This window comes from Cupriavidus sp. D39 (assembly GCF_026627925.1).
Lineage (GTDB): Bacteria > Pseudomonadota > Gammaproteobacteria > Burkholderiales > Burkholderiaceae > Cupriavidus > Cupriavidus ulmosensis.
This window is the reverse complement of the sequence record NZ_JAPNLE010000009.1, coordinates 3,463,501-3,479,120: the sequence shown is the minus strand read 5'-3', so window position 1 is coordinate 3,479,120 and position 15,620 is coordinate 3,463,501. Positions and strand designations below refer to the sequence as shown.

16 protein-coding genes and 1 pseudogene are annotated in these 15,620 nt (G+C 64.4%); 4 read left to right on the top strand and 13 right to left on the bottom strand.

The genetic code is table 11. The annotated features are described in order from the left end of the window. Positions 1–68 precede the first annotated feature (68 nt). Entirely contained in the window at positions 69–344 is a 276-nt protein-coding gene (locus OMK73_RS28330) for a hypothetical protein (RefSeq protein ID WP_267604939.1), read from the bottom strand. Positions 345–640: 296 nt separating this feature from the next. Here OMK73_RS28330 and OMK73_RS39425 point away from each other — a divergent pair. After that, a pseudogene (locus tag OMK73_RS39425) lies at positions 641–955 on the top strand (protein NO VEIN domain-containing protein); the annotation flags it as partial. A 389-nt stretch (positions 956–1,344) separates the two neighbouring features. Here the strand turns inward: OMK73_RS39425 and OMK73_RS28325 are convergent. Beyond that, positions 1,345–1,548, bottom strand: coding sequence for a hypothetical protein (locus tag OMK73_RS28325; RefSeq protein WP_267604938.1), 204 nt, complete (start codon positions 1,546–1,548; stop codon positions 1,345–1,347). Positions 1,549–1,584: 36 nt separating this feature from the next. Here OMK73_RS28325 and OMK73_RS28320 point away from each other — a divergent pair, with 36 nt between their 5' ends. From OMK73_RS28320 to OMK73_RS28310, 3 genes are read left to right on the top strand one after another with little or no spacing between them, the layout of a single operon-like run. After that, the gene (locus OMK73_RS28320; RefSeq protein ID WP_267604937.1) at positions 1,585–5,670 is read left to right on the top strand and encodes a RecQ family ATP-dependent DNA helicase; all 4,086 of its coding nucleotides are present in this window, start codon (positions 1,585–1,587) and stop codon (positions 5,668–5,670) included. Next, positions 5,664–6,227, top strand: coding sequence for an ATP-binding domain-containing protein (locus tag OMK73_RS28315; protein ID WP_267604936.1), 564 nt, complete (start codon positions 5,664–5,666; stop codon positions 6,225–6,227). Before OMK73_RS28320 ends, OMK73_RS28315 begins: the two co-directional genes overlap by 7 nt. After that, a complete protein-coding gene (locus OMK73_RS28310) occupies positions 6,211–6,432 on the top strand; it encodes a hypothetical protein (protein WP_267604935.1) in 222 nt (73 codons plus the stop codon). Before OMK73_RS28315 ends, OMK73_RS28310 begins: the two co-directional genes overlap by 17 nt. A 60-nt stretch (positions 6,433–6,492) precedes the next feature. Here the strand turns inward: OMK73_RS28310 and OMK73_RS28305 are convergent, their stop codons facing one another. From OMK73_RS28305 to OMK73_RS28255, 11 genes are all read right to left on the bottom strand, one after another. After that, a complete protein-coding gene (locus tag OMK73_RS28305) occupies positions 6,493–7,404 on the bottom strand; it encodes a SphA family protein (protein ID WP_267604934.1) in 912 nt (303 codons plus the stop codon). A 101-nt stretch (positions 7,405–7,505) separates the two neighbouring features. Continuing rightward, entirely contained in the window at positions 7,506–7,817 is a 312-nt protein-coding gene (locus tag OMK73_RS28300; protein ID WP_267604933.1) for a YciI family protein, read from the bottom strand. A gap of 81 nt (positions 7,818–7,898) precedes the next feature. Continuing rightward, entirely contained in the window at positions 7,899–8,267 is a 369-nt protein-coding gene (locus OMK73_RS28295) for a Rieske (2Fe-2S) protein (RefSeq protein ID WP_267604932.1), read from the bottom strand. An 8-nt stretch (positions 8,268–8,275) separates the two neighbouring features. Then, complete coding sequence (locus tag OMK73_RS28290) at positions 8,276–9,367, bottom strand: branched-chain amino acid ABC transporter permease (protein ID WP_267604931.1); 1,092 nt, start codon at positions 9,365–9,367, stop codon at positions 8,276–8,278. A 10-nt stretch (positions 9,368–9,377) separates the two neighbouring features. Further along, on the bottom strand, positions 9,378–10,235 hold the full coding sequence (locus OMK73_RS28285) for a branched-chain amino acid ABC transporter permease (RefSeq protein WP_267604930.1): 858 nt from the start codon (positions 10,233–10,235) through the stop codon (positions 9,378–9,380). A gap of 5 nt (positions 10,236–10,240) precedes the next feature. Further along, a complete protein-coding gene (locus tag OMK73_RS28280) occupies positions 10,241–10,936 on the bottom strand; it encodes an ABC transporter ATP-binding protein (RefSeq protein ID WP_324291772.1) in 696 nt (231 codons plus the stop codon). A 14-nt stretch (positions 10,937–10,950) separates the two neighbouring features. Beyond that, positions 10,951–11,673 carry an ABC transporter ATP-binding protein gene (locus OMK73_RS28275; protein WP_267604928.1) on the bottom strand — a complete coding sequence of 241 codons (723 nt, stop codon included), beginning with the start codon at positions 11,671–11,673 and terminating at the stop codon, positions 10,951–10,953. Positions 11,674–11,693: 20 nt separating this feature from the next. Next, positions 11,694–12,380: an ABC transporter substrate-binding protein gene (locus OMK73_RS28270; RefSeq protein WP_267604927.1), complete on the bottom strand. Its 687-nt coding sequence runs from the start codon at positions 12,378–12,380 to the stop codon at positions 11,694–11,696. Beyond that, the gene (locus OMK73_RS28265; protein ID WP_267604926.1) at positions 12,323–12,982 is read right to left on the bottom strand and encodes an ABC transporter substrate-binding protein; all 660 of its coding nucleotides are present in this window, start codon (positions 12,980–12,982) and stop codon (positions 12,323–12,325) included. Before OMK73_RS28265 ends, OMK73_RS28270 begins: the two co-directional genes overlap by 58 nt. A gap of 51 nt (positions 12,983–13,033) precedes the next feature. Further along, positions 13,034–14,092, bottom strand: coding sequence for a maleylacetate reductase (locus OMK73_RS28260; protein WP_267604925.1), 1,059 nt, complete (start codon positions 14,090–14,092; stop codon positions 13,034–13,036). Positions 14,093–14,108: 16 nt separating this feature from the next. Next, positions 14,109–15,572, bottom strand: coding sequence for an aldehyde dehydrogenase family protein (locus tag OMK73_RS28255; protein WP_267604924.1), 1,464 nt, complete (start codon positions 15,570–15,572; stop codon positions 14,109–14,111). Between the last annotated feature and the right edge of the window lie 48 nt (positions 15,573–15,620).

Sequence of the window (15,620 nt, the reverse complement as noted above, 5' to 3'; positions counted from 1 at the left end):
TAGGTGAGGAGGAAGGACACGAACCTGCCGGCGGGCGGCATGCGTCCGTGGAGGCTGCGCAAACGTGGTCAGTCAGCGCTGTGAATCACAGGCGGAGCGAGTCCGCCGGAGGCGGGTGCGGCGGTGGTGTCAAACGGTTGGTTCGGCTGGTTCGTGGTGGAGACCGGCGGCTCGGGTGCCGCTTGGGCATCCGCTGGCGCGCGCATGGCGGGCGCGCCCTGCGTGATGTCAGAAGATGCTGCGGTGGGCGCGCTGCCGCGGTCGCCGCACGCACCGACGATCGCCGAGCCGAACGCGATGACCGACACCACCAGGCCGTGTCGGCACGCCGCTGACAATCCCATGCTTCGCCGCCTGCGGCTTCTGTCCTGGCTGATCGACACGATGGCTCTCCGGCGATGTGGGCGCTCGCGCAACGATGCATCCGAGCCTTGCCAGCATAGGAAGGGATCGTGACCGATTTGTGACGTGCGGAGGTGCGGTTCGGGCGTTGTCGTTAGCAACGCAGTCGCTAGCGGCAAAGTCGGCGAGGCTGCTGGCCGCCCGATCGACGGCGCGCAGTGACCCGATCGTTCCAGCCTTACTGGGTCAAGGCTTCGCAAATGCACGAATCGATTAGCCATCTGACCGGCTCGGCGATGGTACTGGCTACGACACCCTCTCCTTCGAAGCCTCCAAACTGGCCCAGGTCATCGATGTGAGGACGGCCAACGTTGGAGTGCAGACGCCCGTCGTTGTCAGCGGGAACGAGATGGAGTTCCCAGAGGAGGCGGGAGATGCTTTTTGCCCTTATTGGAGGTTTGATTTTGCGACATCACCGAGAGCATCCATTCTACGTGGCTGGCCATCGTCGAATTTGATCCTAGAACCAATAACCAATACTATCGTGTACGCACTCAAGGCACTTCAATTGAAAATCCCTTGTCGTACGACATGCGTGCGCGTTCGCGCTTGACCAATGTCCGGACGGCCGCGTGTTCTGTACAAGCCCGATCAGTCGGCCATGGCAAGCTCGGCCATATTGCCGCTCAGGCGTCTCATGTCCGATATCCAGATTTAGCGTGCGGATGGCGCCCCATTTTGGGCTCTTACCTTCCCGGCGGTCGCCATGCATGCCATGCGCGCCGTAGCCGACATTACCCCCTCACCACGAGGCTATCCCACGCAGACACATTTTGGTGCAATATTGCACACATTATGCCGCCAGTCTGCTCGGTTATCACCTGACTACCGCATGGCGCGCCGAGATAACGGGACGCGCCACTGAACCCATAACAATAACGTACCGAGGGGTTGATGTTGATGCAGGGCCAGGAAGCAAAAGTCGAGGGGGAAGCCAGTTTCTCACCACGCTGCGTCTCGATCGATCTCGAAGTCGGGGTCCACGATCAGCGCATTCACCAGTTTGCAGCCGTGCGTGGCGATACAGGGGAATCTCTCGTCCATCGGCATGGCGAGCTGTTTGCAGCACTGGAGAAACTCGATGCATTCTCCCGTGGTGGCGCCTTTATTCTTGGCCATAACCTGATCGCCTTCGATCTGCCCCATTTGGCGGCTGCGCATCCCAATTTGCACCTGCTCCAAATGCCTGCGGTTGACACGCTGCGAATCAATCCGCTGGCATTCCCTCGCAATCCCTATCACCATCTGGTCAAGCACTACCAGGATGGACAATTGAAGCAGGGCCGGCTTAATGATCCGGAGCTGGATGCGCGTCTAACGCTGGAGGTGTTTCGTGATCAGCACCGGGCCCTGCAGTCGCTCAATGCCACGAATCCGGACTATCTCGCCGCCTGGCACTGGCTGACGACGATCGACGGACCGGATTCCGGACTGAATGCCTTCTTCATCACCGTGCGCCGCAAGCTCAGGCCAACAAGCGAGGAGGCCGCGGCGGCAATCGAGTCCCTGTTGGGACGTGATACGTGCAGTACGCATCGCCGCCATATCCTGGCGGATGCGAAGCGGGATGGCTGGGCGCTCGCCTATGCGATTGCGTGGCTCTCCGTGGCGGGCGGGAATTCCGTGATGCCGCCCTGGGTACGCCACCAGTTTCCTGAGGCGGGGCGGCTGGTCAAGCTGCTCCGGGACACGCCGTGCGAGGATCCCGCATGCGCGTGGTGCCAGGAGCGCCACAACGCGGTCAAGGAGCTGGTTCGCTGGTTTCCGGCGCTTACCGGCTTTCGCCCGGAGCCGATGGACGAGAATGGCAGGCCCTTGCAGCAGAGCATCGTGGAGGCGGCGATGCGCGGCGAGCATGTGCTCGGGATCTTGCCTACTGGCACCGGCAAGTCGATCTGCTACCAGATCCCGGCGCTCTCGCGCTTTGAAAAGACGGGCGCGCTGACGGTAGTCATTTCCCCGCTGGTTGCGTTGATGGCCGACCAGGTTTCCGGCCTGGAAGCAAAAGGCATCACCTGCTGCGCCGCTGTAAACGGCCTGCTTTCCATGCCAGAGAGGGCGGACGTCCTGGACCGGGTTCGACTGGGCGATATCGGCATCCTGATTGTCTCGCCCGAACAACTGCGCAACCGCGCCCTTCGCAAAGCGCTGGCGCAGCGTGAAATTGGCGCCTGGGTCCTGGACGAGGCGCACTGCCTGTCCAAATGGGGTCATGATTTCCGCCCGGACTATCGCTATGTGGGCCGCTTCATCAAGGAGCGGGCCGGCCAAGGCCCGGTACCCGCCGTGCTCTGCCTGACCGCGACGGCGAAGCCGGATGTCATGAATGACATCCTCGAGCACTTTCGCGAGAAAGTGGGCGTCGGCCTCAGGCTGTTCAACGGCGGTGCCAATCGCGACAATCTTGAGTTCTCGGTCATACCCACCACGTCCGAGGCCAAGCTCGATCATATTTCCCGGGTGCTCGCGTCCGAGCTCTCCCCGGAGAGCAAAGATGGCGCGATCGTCTACTGTGCAACCCGGAAAAGAACCGAGGAGGTAGCAAGCTTCCTGCGCGAGAAGGATATCCAGGCCGAGTACTTCCATGCGGGACTTGCGCCGGAAACCAAGAAGAGCGTCCAGGAGCGATTCATCCGTGGCGACCTGCGCGTCATCACGGCCACCAATGCCTTTGGCATGGGCATAGACAAGCCCGACGTCCGGCTGGTAGTCCATGCGGATATCCCGGGTTCGTTGGAGAACTACCTGCAGGAGGCAGGCCGGGCAGGGCGCGACCGCAGCGCGGCCCGGTGCGTGTTGCTCTACACGACGGACGACGTGGAGCGGCAGTTCAGCATGTCTGCCCGTTCCCGGCTGACTCGCGCGGAGATACAAACGGTTCTCCGATCGCTCCGGAGCCTGGATCGCAAGAAGCGCCTGGGCGGCGAGGTCATCGCTACGCCGGGCGAGATACTCGCGGAAGACCAGGACGGAAAATTCGAGCGAGACTCGGCCACCGACGACACGCGCGTGCGCACCGCGATCTCCTGGCTCGAAGAGGCCATGCTGCTGACGCGCGAGGAAAACCAGGTACAGATCTTCCCCTCCTCACTACGTGTGGGCTCTAGCGAGGAAGCCAAAGAGAAGCTGGCCGCAGCGCAATTGAACGACACCTATCGCCAGAAGCTGATGACCCTGGTCGAAGCGTTGCTAGGCGCGAACGCGGACGAGGGCATCTCGACGGACGAGTTGATGGGGATATCGGGCCTCAGTGCCGAAAAGGTGCGCGCCGCGCTCTTCGACCTGGAACACCTTGGTATCGCCAGCAATGACACCGCGTTGACGGCATTCGTTCACGTCGCGGTGGAACGCTCCTCCACCAAGCGGCTGGAAGAAGCCCAGTCCATCGAACGGGCCCTGATCCTGCTGCTGCGCGAAGCGGCACCGGATCTCGGCAAGGGCGAGTGGTCCATGCTGCAGCTACGACGCGCGGCCCAGCGCTTGAAGGACGAGGGCCACCCCACTGCCTTGCCCGAGAAGGTCTGGCGCCTTATCCGGAGCATCGCCAATGATGGCCGCACGGACGAAGGGGGCATGGGTAGCATGCTCGTACGGCGCCTGGATGCGGAGAGCATCGGGATCCAGCTTCAGCGCTCCTGGGACAGCCTGGACAAGACGGCAGAGCTGCGGCGCACCGCAGCCGAACGCCTGCTAACACATCTTCTGTCCTGTACTCCGGCCGCGGCACGCGGCACAGACGTACTTGCAGAGACGACGCTCGGAAAGATGCTATCGGCGATGCAATCCGACCTGGTGCTCCGGGCACAGGTCAAGGAACCAACCAAGCTGCTCGACCGCGCGTTGTTGTGGCTGCACGAGCAGGAAATCATCCGCCTCAACAAAGGCCTCGCGGTGTTCCGGCCCGCCATGACGATTCTGCTCGACAAGGAAAAGCGCGCCTTCGTGAAGGCGGATTTCGTGCCGCTGCAGATCCACTACGACGAACAGGTCACGCAGATTCACGTGATGTCCGAGTACGCCCAGCGCGGGCTGCAGGCCATCGCCGATGCGTCGAAGCTGGCAATGGAATACTTCAGCCTGGCACGGAACGAATTCCTGCTGCGCTGGCTTCCGGGACGCGACAAGGAATTGTCCCGGCAAACCACGCCGGACTCCTGGCGTCGGGTCGTCGAAGCACTCAACAACCCGACCCAGCAACGCATCGTCACCGACGAACGTGAGCAAATCAATGTCCTGGTACTCGCCGGCCCGGGCTCCGGCAAGACTCGCGTGCTGGTACACCGCATTGCCTATCTGGTGCGGGCCAGGCGCGAGAATCCCCACGGCATCCTGGCGCTCGCATACAACCGGCACGCGGCGGTGGAGATCCGAAAGCGCCTGTCGGTCCTGATCGGAGATGATGCCAGGAGCGTTACGGTATTGACCTGCCACGCGCTGGCCATGCGGCTTGTCGGCGCGAGCTTCGCGGGACAGGCCGAGAAGGCCGACAGCGACCGCTTCAGGGAAGTGCTGCAGCAAGCCATCAAGCTGCTCGACGGAAGCGATCTCCCGCCGGACGAGGCCGATGAGCAACGCCAGCGGCTGTTGGCCGGCTTCCGCTGGATCCTTGTCGACGAGTACCAGGACATCGGTCCCGAGCAATATGCACTCATCTCCGCCCTCGCGGGCCGCACGCTCCAGGATGAAGAGAGCAAGCTCAGCATCTTCGCCGTGGGCGACGACGACCAGAACATCTATGCGTTCGATGGCGCCTCGGTCGAGTTCATCCGCCGCTTCGCCGACGACTATCAGGCCAAGCCGGAGTTCTTGATCGAGAATTACCGGTCGACAGCGCACATCATCGACGCGGCCAATGCCGTCATAGAACCGGCATCCGAGCGCATGAAGAAGGCGCAACCCATCACCGTCGACCGCGCCAGGCGGAGGGTTCCGCCCGGCGGTGAGTGGCAGTCTCGCGACCCCGTCGGGCAGGGCCGGGTTCAGATATTGCCCGCCGCCGACTCAATCGCCTCGCAGGCGCTCGCGGCGATCTCGGAACTCAAGCGCATCGCCTCCCTCGACAGAGCGTGGAGCTGGAGCAACTGCGCAGTCATCGCCCGGGGATGGAGCTATCTGGAACCGGTTCGCGCCTACTGCGAGTTCCTGGGTATCCCGGTACAGATGGCCGATGAGGAATCCACGAATTTCTGGCGCTTGCGTGAAACACAGGCGATGCTGGCATGGCTGCGTAGCACCCCGGCAACCTGGTCGATGTCGCTGCCATGCTGAGCTGGCTTGGCAAGCAAGAGGATGGCCCCTGGTGGGCGCTGCTTCGGGAGGCAGTGAACAGCTACGAGCTGGAGATTTCGGGCGCGGACCTGCCAAAGGACCACTTCACCGAGTGGCTTGCCGAATGGGGCCGCGAAACCAAGCGGCGCCAGACCGGCCTGCTTCTTCTCACTGCACATCGCGCAAAGGGTCTTGAGTTTGAGCACGTCGTAGTGCTTGATGGTGGCTGGGATAAGGTTGGGAAGAACGAAGACGCCGATGCGCCTCGGCGGCTGTACTACGTTGCCATGACGCGGGCAAGGAGCCTGCTGTTTCTGTGCCGCCTGTCCGGCGGCAACAAGTTCATCGATGCGCTCGCGGATTCAGACGGCACGATGCGACGCGCGCCGGTGCAGCTGCCGAGCCCTGTCGCTGCGCTGTCGACCCGATATCAACGCCTTACGCTTGGCGACGTGGATCTGGGGTTCCCCGGGCGTCGCGAGCCAGGCGACCCCAATGCACCTCGCAATCGCGGCGCTGCGCCCCGGCGATGCGCTCCAGGTGCGTCGCGACGATGACAGGTGGGAGTTGTTGAGCCCCTCCGGCATCGTGGTGGGGCGCCTGTCGCGCCGCTATCGATCGCCATTGCGCGTTGTGCGCGTCAGGGGGCATGTGCATGCCATCGTGGTACGGCGGCTGGACGATGAGGAGGACGGCTTCAGGCAACACATACGATGCAAGGAGTGGGAGATCGTGGTGCCGGAGCTGGTGTTTGAGACGTGAGGCGCCGTGAGAGATGGGGGCGTACGGCTGCTGCCGCATCCCCCTTGTTCACAGCGAAGCTCACAAAGGAAACACCACCTTGACCCAGAACGCGTTGCCCTGCGCCCGGTTGCGCACGCCCAGTTCCTTCTGCCATTTCGCCGTGACGAACCAGCCTTTGCCGCTGTCGTACTTGAGCGAGGGGCCGATTGCAAAGGCGCGTCCCTTGTTGTCCGGCACCGTCTGGGCGTTGACTTTGTCATCGCTGACCTGCCAATAGGCATAGCCGCCCGCGCCGAGCACCCACCCGCCGCCTACGCCCCATCCCAATGCGTAGTCGAAGTGGAATTCCTGCCCCGATTTGTAATTGGTCGCAGGATTCTTGAAGTTGTAGGTGTACATCGCCTTGATATCGGCGTTCAGGCCGGTGGGATCCACGTAGGTGAAATTCGCCAGCGGCTGGACGGCCCAATAGTTGCGGCCGATATTGGCCAGATCGTTCTTGTTGTACTGGCCGGTGGGGGCGAACACGTCCACGCCAAACACGGCGTGCAGGTTCTGGCTGTAGTGATAGCCGAGGCCGGTGCCGAACACCATGTCGCCGATGCCTGTCTTGGTTTGGCTGGCGTTGCCGGCCTGCACCCGCAGGTTCACCAGCGGGAGGATCGTGTGCAGCACCACGTCGCCACCCAGCACTTTCACGCCGGGCACCCACACAAGGCGTGGCGAGATCGCGTTGGCGCGGACACTGAAGTCCAGGGGCACGCGATTGCCGTTGTTGTCCCGAAGTGAATCCGCCTCGTAGCGGTTCAGGAATACCATGCCGTAGAGGCCCGGCGGCGGCAGCGCGCCGGTCATGTAGTTCTCCGCGCCCATCGGGTAGATGGAGCCGCCGTTCTCGGTAGCCGTTGCGCCGCCCGCGGCGGCGGCTAGGGTGGCGGCCAGCACGCCGCGGCGCAAGGCAATGCGCCATTCAATCCGTGAGCCCTTCATTGCTTCCTCCATTGTGGTGTCCCGATATGGGTTCTTTTGGTTTGCGCGGCGCGTCGCCGCCGGACTCTCGCCGACGGTACGAAGCGTTGCAGCGGTGCCGCTCATGCTGGTTTGTCCGGATTTCCCAACCCCCATTGCCACGGGCGGATTTCGACGCGCTCAAAGATGCCGTTGCGCACATAGGGATCCGCGTTGACAAAGCGCTCCACGTCAGCCAGCGCTTCGGCTTCCACCACCAGCAGGGTGCCGTTCATGCCGGCACCGTCTTCGGTGAGCGTCGGCCCGCCCAGCCGCACGATCACCCGCTGGGCGGATGGCGCCCGCAGATAGGCCCGGTGCGCCGGGCGCACGCGCTCGCGCACGGCGCCCATGCCTGGCTTGTCGGTGGCGAATACCGCGAAGTAGTAACCCATCATTGCCCCTCCCCGGCCAGGACAAAGTCGTAGCGCACTGCCCGCAAGCGCCCGCGGATGTCGAGGCGCGCCGCGCATGCTTCAGGCCTGTCCGCACTTGTCGTGGTTGAAGATCTGTCTTTGCTCAATGCATATGGCAACCGGCGTGAGTGCCGCGCCCTCGCATGGCCCGTCCACGCACAGCCCGTCCTCGAAGCGGAACATCGCGCTGTGGTGCGCGCACATCAGCAAGCCAGGGTCATAGGCCCAAAACGTGTTCGGCTCGTAGTTCAGCGGAATCGAAAAATGCGGGCAGACGTTGCGATACGCCCAGGCGTCATCGCCCCGGCGCAGCAAGACGATGCCAGGCACGCCGGCCTGCCCGGCCGGAATTTCCAGCGCGCCGCCGTCGGGAATGTCGTCGAGCGCGCACAGAAAGCCGGGCTGCGGTTCGGGAACGGCCGTGTTCATCGCTCACCTCATGCGCGATGCGTGGCCGGCGGCGTATCGAGCGAGTCCGCCATGCCGCCGGGCGATCGCTTCTGCGGCGGCGCGGACTCGTCGAACACCACGCGCCGGCCCACCGGGAACAGTTGCAGGCCAAAGCGGCGTGACACGAAGCCCCACAGGCCCTGCGGAAAGTACATCGTCACGACAATGGCCAGCACCCCGAGCCCGATCAGGTACCAGGTGCCGTAGTCGGACAGGAACTTGTTCAAGACGAAGAAGATCAGCGCGCCGACTATCGGCCCTTCGAGCGTCCCCAAACCGCCAATCATCACGATGAAGATGCCGAATGCGGTCCAGTTCACCGAGAACGCGGCGTCAGGCGAGATGCGCAGGTTGCCAAGGAAATACAGGCCACCCGCCAGGGCCGCGCCGCATGCCGATACCAGATAGACGATGAGCCGCACGCGCTTCACGTCCACGCCCTGGCTGCTGGCCGCAACCGCGTTGTCGCGCATCGCGGTCAACGCAAGGCCAGCCTTCGAGCGCAGGAACACGTAGAGCAGGCCGACCGCGGCCGCGACGATGGCAAGCGCGAGCCAGAGTGTGAGTGATTCGCGCAGCGCGCGCGGCACGTCCCGCAGCGCGGTCAGGCTGGTGCCCGAGCCGCCGCCCAACACCGACACGTTCGCCACGCTCAGGCGGAACACTTCGGCGATCACCCACGTGCCGATCGCGAAGTACCCGCCTTCGAGACGGAACGCCACCAGCGACACCGGAATCGCCACGACCGTGGCGATTCCCGCGGCGAGCGGCACCGCGATGAACGGCGATACACCGCAATAGTTCGCGAGTATCAACATCCCATAGCCGCCGATGCCGAAGAACGCCTGCTGGCCGATCGACACCATGCCGCCGTATCCCGCGAGCAGGTTCCACATCATCGCGAAGACGAGATACGACGCAAGCTGCACGAAATCGCGCAACGCATCGCGCCCGGCCCACCAGGGCGCGCTGGCGACCGCCAGTGCGACGATCAGCAAGCCGGCTACGGCCACCCGGCTCGAGCGGGTCGCGCGCTGCACCTCGAAGCCTGGCGCGGCGCTGTTCAAGTACGTGGTCATGTCGATACCTCTATGCGGTTTTGGGCAGCAAGCCCTGCGGCCGGGCCACCAGCACGGCAAGAAACACCACGTGGCCAAGCCAGATGCCCCAGCCGGGGTCGAAGTAAAAGCCCGCCTGTTGCGCGATGCCCAGCGCCATGCCGCCCACGAACGTGCCCCAGAAGGAGCCCATCCCACCGATGATCACGGCCTCGAACGCGTACAGCAGCAAAGCCGGCCCATCCGTCGGGGAGACCGCGGTGCGCATCGAATAGAGCGCGGCGGCGACGGCGATCAACACGAACGCGATGCCCATCGCCAGCGCGTAGGTGCGGCGGTATGAGACGCCCATCAACTGGACAATCTCGCGGTCGTCGGAGGTCGCCCGAAAAGCCCGGCCGAGCGGCGTGCGGCCAAACAGCCATTGCATCGCAAACGCCAGCGCGATGGTTGCGGCCAGCGCGGCGAGCGGCAGATAGCCGAGCGTGATGCCGCCCGCGAGCGTGATGCTCTTCGCTTCGAAGCTACCCGTCGCGATCGAGCGCGGGTCCGCGGAAAACACCTGCTGCAGCACGTTCTGGATCACGATCGACAGCCCGAAGGTGACAATCAGCGACGGCAGCGGGTCGCGGCTGCTGACCCGGTTGAGGATGGTGTATTGCACCGCGTAGCCCGCACCGAATGCGATCACGAGCAGCAGCACGATCGCGGCGGCGAGCGGCAGATGCGCCAGGCCCGTCAGCGCAAACAGCACGAAGACAAGCAGCACGATGAAGTCGCCGTGCGCGGTATTGGTCAGCCGCATCACGCCGAACACCAGCGACTGGCCCATGGCGAAGAGCCCATATAGCGCGCCCAGCAGCACGCCTTGGACGACGATGTTGATCAAGGTATTCATGCGACGGCTCCGAAGTACGCTTGCGTGATCGCCTCGTCGGAGACGTTGGCCGACACGCCCGACAGCGACACCCTCCCCTCCTGGAAGCAATAGAAGCGCGACGACACGCGGCGTGCAAGTTGCACGTCCTGCTCGACCACGATCGCGCTCATGCCGCCCGCGACAATCTCCGGCAACGCCGCATAGATCTCCCGCACAATCACCGGGGCGAGACCGAGCGAGAGTTCGTCGCACATCAGCAGATCCGGGTTGCTCATCAACGCGCGGCCGATGGCAACCATCTGCTGCTGACCGCCAGACAGTGCCGTGGCGGCGTGGTGGCGGCGTTCCCGCAACGCCGGGAACAGCCCATAGACGGTTTGCAGGTTCCACCGTCCGGGCCGCTTGCAATACGCGCCGAGCAGGAGGTTTTCTTCGACCGTGAGGCTCGCAAACAGACGTCGCCCTTCCGGCACCAGCGCGATGCCCTTGCCGACGATGCTCTCCGCAGCCGCCCCGCCGAGCGGCTCGCCGCGGTACAGGATCTGGTCGGCGCGCGCGCGCAGCAGCCCGGCCACCGCTTTTAGGAAGGTCGACTTGCCCGCGCCGTTCGAGCCGATCAGCGCGATCACTTCGCCTTGCGCTACCGTCACGTCGATCCCGAACAGCGCCTGGAAATCGCCATAGAACGCGGTCAGGGCGCGCGTCTCCAATAGTGTCGACATGGTCATGCCTCCAGTCCGAGATACACCCGCCGCACCTCGGGGTCTTCCATCACGGTGGCGGGCAGTCCTTCGGCGAGCCGCTTGCCGAAATTGATGACCAGCAGCCGGTCTGCCACCGCGAGCAGCGCATGCACGACATGCTCGATCCACACGATGGTCACGCCGCGCTCCTTCACCCGGCGGATTTCATCGACGAGTTCGTGCGTTTCGGGTTCGGTCAAGCCGCCCGCGATCTCATCGAGCAACAGCAATTGCGGCTGCGTGGCGAGCGCCCGCGCCAGTTCCAGGCGTTTGCGATCGAGCAGGCCGAGCGTTCCGGCGAGCTGGTTGGCGCGGGCCTTGAGGCCGGTGCGCTCCAGCACGTCGACGCAAACCTCGTAAGCGGCGTGCTCCGTCAGCTCACCGCCGAACGTCGCTCCCACCAGCAAGTTCTCGAACACGGTCATGCCGCCGAACGGCCGCGGCACCTGGTCTGAGCGGCCAATGCCAGCCGCGCAGCGGCGATGCGGCGGCAGGTGCCCGACGTCGGCACCGTCGAACTCCACACCGCCCTTATCGGGCCGCACGTCGCCGCTGACGAGGTTGAACAGGGTCGTCTTGCCGGCACCGTTCGGGCCGAGGATGCCGTAGGTCTCCCCGCGCTCGACCGCGAAGCTGATATCGTCGGTGACCAGCAACGCGCCGTAGCGCTTCGAGACGCCGGTCAGTTTCAGGACAGGGCTCATGGCAGTTCTCCACGCACAGGTCACGCGATCAGCTTGAGCGGGCCGCTTAGCGGCACGGTCGGCGCGAGCTGGTTGTTCACGATCGCCAGGTCGAAGCGATGCTTCTGGCCCTTCACCCACTGGCCGCCGACGAGCGGCGTCTTCGCGACATTCTTCACCGGACCGCTGCCCCACGCGACATGGCCGACCAGCGTATCGAGCTTGGTCGACGCGACCGCGTCGCGAATCGCTTCATTCGAGTCGACATCCTTGGCGCGTTTCAACGCATCGACCGCGATTTCGAACAGGGCATGTGCGAAGCCAATCGGTTGCGTCCACTGCTTCGACGTCACGCGCTCGTAATCGTCGGCAACCTGCCGCGCGCTTTGTCCCGTCAGCGACGACTTGAACGGATGCGACGGCGACCACCACACCTCGGTCGACAGACCGTCGCCAAGATCGCCCAGCGCTTCGATCGAGGTCGGAAACAACAGCGCCTTGCCGATCGAGATCACCTTGGGCTTCAGGCCTTGCTGGCGCGCTTGGACCAGGAAGTTCTTCGCGTCGGGCGGGATCACGACGCCGGTGACGATCTGCGCATTCGCCTGCTTGAACGCCGAAATCTGCGCGGAGAAGTCCTGCGTCATGCTCTGGAAACGGCCCGGGTCTTTCAGGGTGAAACCCTTTGCGCCAGCACGGGCGGAAACCCAAGCTTGGCATCGCCCCATGCGTTGCCGTCGCCGTCGTTCGGGAACAGGGCGCCCACGCTATGGTTGGTCTGCACCGATTGCCACATGCCGGTGTAGACGGCGATCACGTCCTCCAGGCCCCAGAAGAAGTGATAGGTAAAACGAAAGCCCTTCTTCGGATCGCCTTTCCTGCCGAAGAACCACGGCTGCCACGGCACCACGGTCGACACGCACGGCATCTCGTTCAGTTCGCACGCATCGCTGACGGGATTCGCGGTCTCAGGCGTACCTGACACCAGTATGATGTCGACCTTGTCCTTGAGAATCAGGTCGTTCGCCACTTCGCCCGCGCGATTCGGATTCGACTGGCTGTCCTTGACCACGATCGATACCGGGTACGGCTTGCCGCCGATCACGATGCCGCTCTTCAGCGCCGTCTGCATCTGCTGGATCGTGAAGCGATCGGCTTCCCCGAACGGCGCGAGCGGGCCGGTTTGCGGCGATACATAGCCGATCTTCAAGGTACGCGGGCCGGCCGCGAACACCAGCGGCGACAGCGCCGAGGTCGAGGCGGCGAGCGCGCCGCCCGCCGCCAGCGTGACGAAGCGGCGGCGTCCGGCATCGAAGGAATGTCCGTCCATGGTTGTCTCCTGTCTTATTGTGTCGATGTGTCGATATGTCAGTGCGTGCAGCTACGTCGGTGGTCGCCCCTCGAAGGCGGCTTCCAGCAACGCTCGCAGCGGTGCGCGTTCGACCGGCCGCGGGTTCCAGTAGGGATTCTTCAAGGCGAGATCGAGCGCCACGTCCAGATCCGCCGCGGTGAGGCCGATGTCCTTTAGCGCAGTCGGCGCGCCGTGGTCGTGTGCGAGATCGAACACCGCTTGCGCGGCATCGTCGGCGCGCAGGGCCCGGGCGATGCGCTTCATCGCTTCAGGGGCGGCGTCGCGGTTGTAAGCCAGCACATGCGGCAACACGATCGTGTGCGTCTCCGCGTGCGGCAGATTGAACGTGCCGCCGAGCGTGTGGCATAGCTTGTGATGCAGCGCCATGCCGACGCTGCCGAGCACGGCGCCGCACAGCCATGCGCCATACAGGCAGTCCGAGCGCGCGGCGAGATCGGCTGGCTCGTCCATCACGCGTGGAAGACCGTTTCCCAGTGCCCGGATGCCCTCTTCCGCCATCAGGCTGATGATCGGGTTGGCGTCCTGCGCGTACAGTCCTTCCGCCGCATGGGCGATGGCATTGATGCCGCTGGTGAGCGACAGCGCGGGCGGCAGCGAGGTGGTCAGCGCCGGATCGTAGATGACCGTCTTCGGCAGCACGCGCAGGTCGCGCCCGGTCTTCTTCACGCCGCCCTCGGTGAGGCCGTAGATCGGCGTCATCTCGGAACCCGCATAGGTGGTCGGGATGGCGATGATCGGCAGCGACGTTTCGAGCGCAATGGCCTTGCCGAGCCCGGTCGTCGATCCGCCGCCTATCGCGATCGCGGAATCGGCGCCGACCTTTGCCGCGAAAGCGCGCGCCTGGCGGGCGGTCTCGACCGGCACATGCATGACGGCTTCGGCAAAGACGCCGGCAGCACGCGCGCCCAGTTGCGCGGCCAGCGCTTCCGCCTGCGCGCGCTGCTGCGGGGTGGACAGCACGAGCGCGCGCGTCGCGCCGAGCAACTCGATCTCGCGGCCCAGCTGGTCGAGACTGCCCGCGCCGAACACCACGCGCGATGGCAAGCCGTTGTAGACGAAGGGGTTCATGGCGGTTCAGCGTGGTTCAGCGCGGATAGTACGGCGGTATCTGCGCATCCACGTTGACCCAGACCGACTTGGGTTGCGTGTATTCGCGCATCGCTTCGAAGCCCATCTCGCGGCCATAGCCGCTTGCGCCGACACCGCCGAACGGCGATGCTGGGCTGACGCGCTTGTAGCAATTGATCCACACCATGCCAGCGCGGATCTCGCGGGCCACCAGGTGCGCGCGTTGCAGATCGCGAGTCCAGAGACCCGCGCCGAGACCATACTCGGTGCCGTTCGCGATGGCGAGCGCTTCCTCGTCCGTGCGGAACGTGGTGACGGTCATGAACGGACCGAACACCTCCTCCTGCGACACCCGATGTTCTGGCTTCGCCGCGACGATGGTCGGCTCCACGTAGCAGCCGTTCGCCAGCGCCGCCGCCTCCGGTGCCTTGCCGCCGGCCAACACGCGGCCGCCCTGCTCCCGCGCAATGTCCACGTAGGAGAGCACGCGGTCGCGATGCTGGCGCGAGGTGAGCGGGCCCATCTCGGTCGATGGGTCGAGCGGATCGCCGATCTTGATCGTGCGGCTCAACGCAGTGAACTTCTCCAGCACCTCGTCGGCGATCGACTCATGCACGATCATCCGCGAACCCGCGATGCACGCCTGCCCCTGGTTGTGGAAGATCGCGAACGCGGACCCTTGCACAACGGCATCGATGTTGGCGTCGCCGAATACGATGTTCGCGCCTTTGCCACCGAGTTCGAGCTGCACCTTCTTCAGGTTGCCGCTCGATGCCTGCACAATCTTGCGGCCCACCGCAGTCGAACCCGTAAAGGCGATCTTGCTGATCTCAGGATGCTCCGCGATGTATTGACCGGCCACACTGCCGAACCCCGGCAGGATATTGACGACTCCGGCGGGAAACCCCACCTCGGTCATCAGCTCGGCAATCGCAAGACTCGACAGCGGCGTCAGTTCCGCCGGCTTCATGATCACGCAGTTGCCAGCGGCGAGCGCGGGCGCCATCTTCCAGCTCGTGAACATCAGCGGGAAATTCCACGGCACCACCTGCCCGACGATGCCCACCGGCTCGCGCGTCAGGTAGTTCAGAATGCCCTGCTCGACCGGAATCACCGAACCTTCGAACTTGTCGGCCATGCCGCCGAAATAGCGGAACGTGGCGGCCGTGCGCGGCACATCGAGATTGCGCGTATCGCGAATCGGATGGCCGGTGTCGAGCGATTCGAGCCGGGCCAGCGCGTCGGCATTCGCCTCGATCGCATCGGCCAGCTTCAGCAGCAGCCGGCCGCGCTCCATCGCGGCGAGATTGCTCCACTTCGGAAACGCCGCCTTCGCGGCCGCGACGGCGCGGTCCACATCGGCGGCTCCGGCCATCGCAACGTCGGCGATCACCGAGTTGTCGTGCGGATTCAGGGTGGCGAGGGTTTCGCCGCTTGCAGCCGGCACGAAGCGGCCGCCGATGAAGAGTTGAGTTTGCATGTTGGTCCTGCACTAGGAAAACAGTAAAACAGTAAAACCTGGACGTGA

Excerpts from the sequence above, each read along its gene's own strand:
- OMK73_RS28330 (WP_267604939.1), bottom strand. The coding sequence starts at position 344 with ATGGGATTGTCAGCGGCGTGCCGACACGGCCTGGTGGTGTCGGTCATC.
- OMK73_RS28325 (WP_267604938.1), bottom strand. The coding sequence starts at position 1,548 with ATGGGGCAGATCGAAGGCGATCAGGTTATGGCCAAGAATAAAGGCGCC.
- OMK73_RS28320 (WP_267604937.1), top strand. The coding sequence starts at position 1,585 with ATGCCTGCGGTTGACACGCTGCGAATCAATCCGCTGGCATTCCCTCGC.
- OMK73_RS28315 (WP_267604936.1), top strand. The coding sequence starts at position 5,664 with ATGCTGAGCTGGCTTGGCAAGCAAGAGGATGGCCCCTGGTGGGCGCTG.
- OMK73_RS28305 (WP_267604934.1), bottom strand. The coding sequence starts at position 7,404 with ATGAAGGGCTCACGGATTGAATGGCGCATTGCCTTGCGCCGCGGCGTG.
- OMK73_RS28300 (WP_267604933.1), bottom strand. The coding sequence starts at position 7,817 with ATGGGTTACTACTTCGCGGTATTCGCCACCGACAAGCCAGGCATGGGC.
- OMK73_RS28295 (WP_267604932.1), bottom strand. The coding sequence starts at position 8,267 with ATGAACACGGCCGTTCCCGAACCGCAGCCCGGCTTTCTGTGCGCGCTC.
- OMK73_RS28290 (WP_267604931.1), bottom strand. The coding sequence starts at position 9,367 with ATGACCACGTACTTGAACAGCGCCGCGCCAGGCTTCGAGGTGCAGCGC.
- OMK73_RS28275 (WP_267604928.1), bottom strand. The coding sequence starts at position 11,673 with ATGAGCCCTGTCCTGAAACTGACCGGCGTCTCGAAGCGCTACGGCGCG.
- OMK73_RS28270 (WP_267604927.1), bottom strand. The coding sequence starts at position 12,380 with ATGGGGCGATGCCAAGCTTGGGTTTCCGCCCGTGCTGGCGCAAAGGGT.
- OMK73_RS28265 (WP_267604926.1), bottom strand. The coding sequence starts at position 12,982 with ATGGACGGACATTCCTTCGATGCCGGACGCCGCCGCTTCGTCACGCTG.
- OMK73_RS28260 (WP_267604925.1), bottom strand. The coding sequence starts at position 14,092 with ATGAACCCCTTCGTCTACAACGGCTTGCCATCGCGCGTGGTGTTCGGC.
- OMK73_RS28255 (WP_267604924.1), bottom strand. The coding sequence starts at position 15,572 with ATGCAAACTCAACTCTTCATCGGCGGCCGCTTCGTGCCGGCTGCAAGC.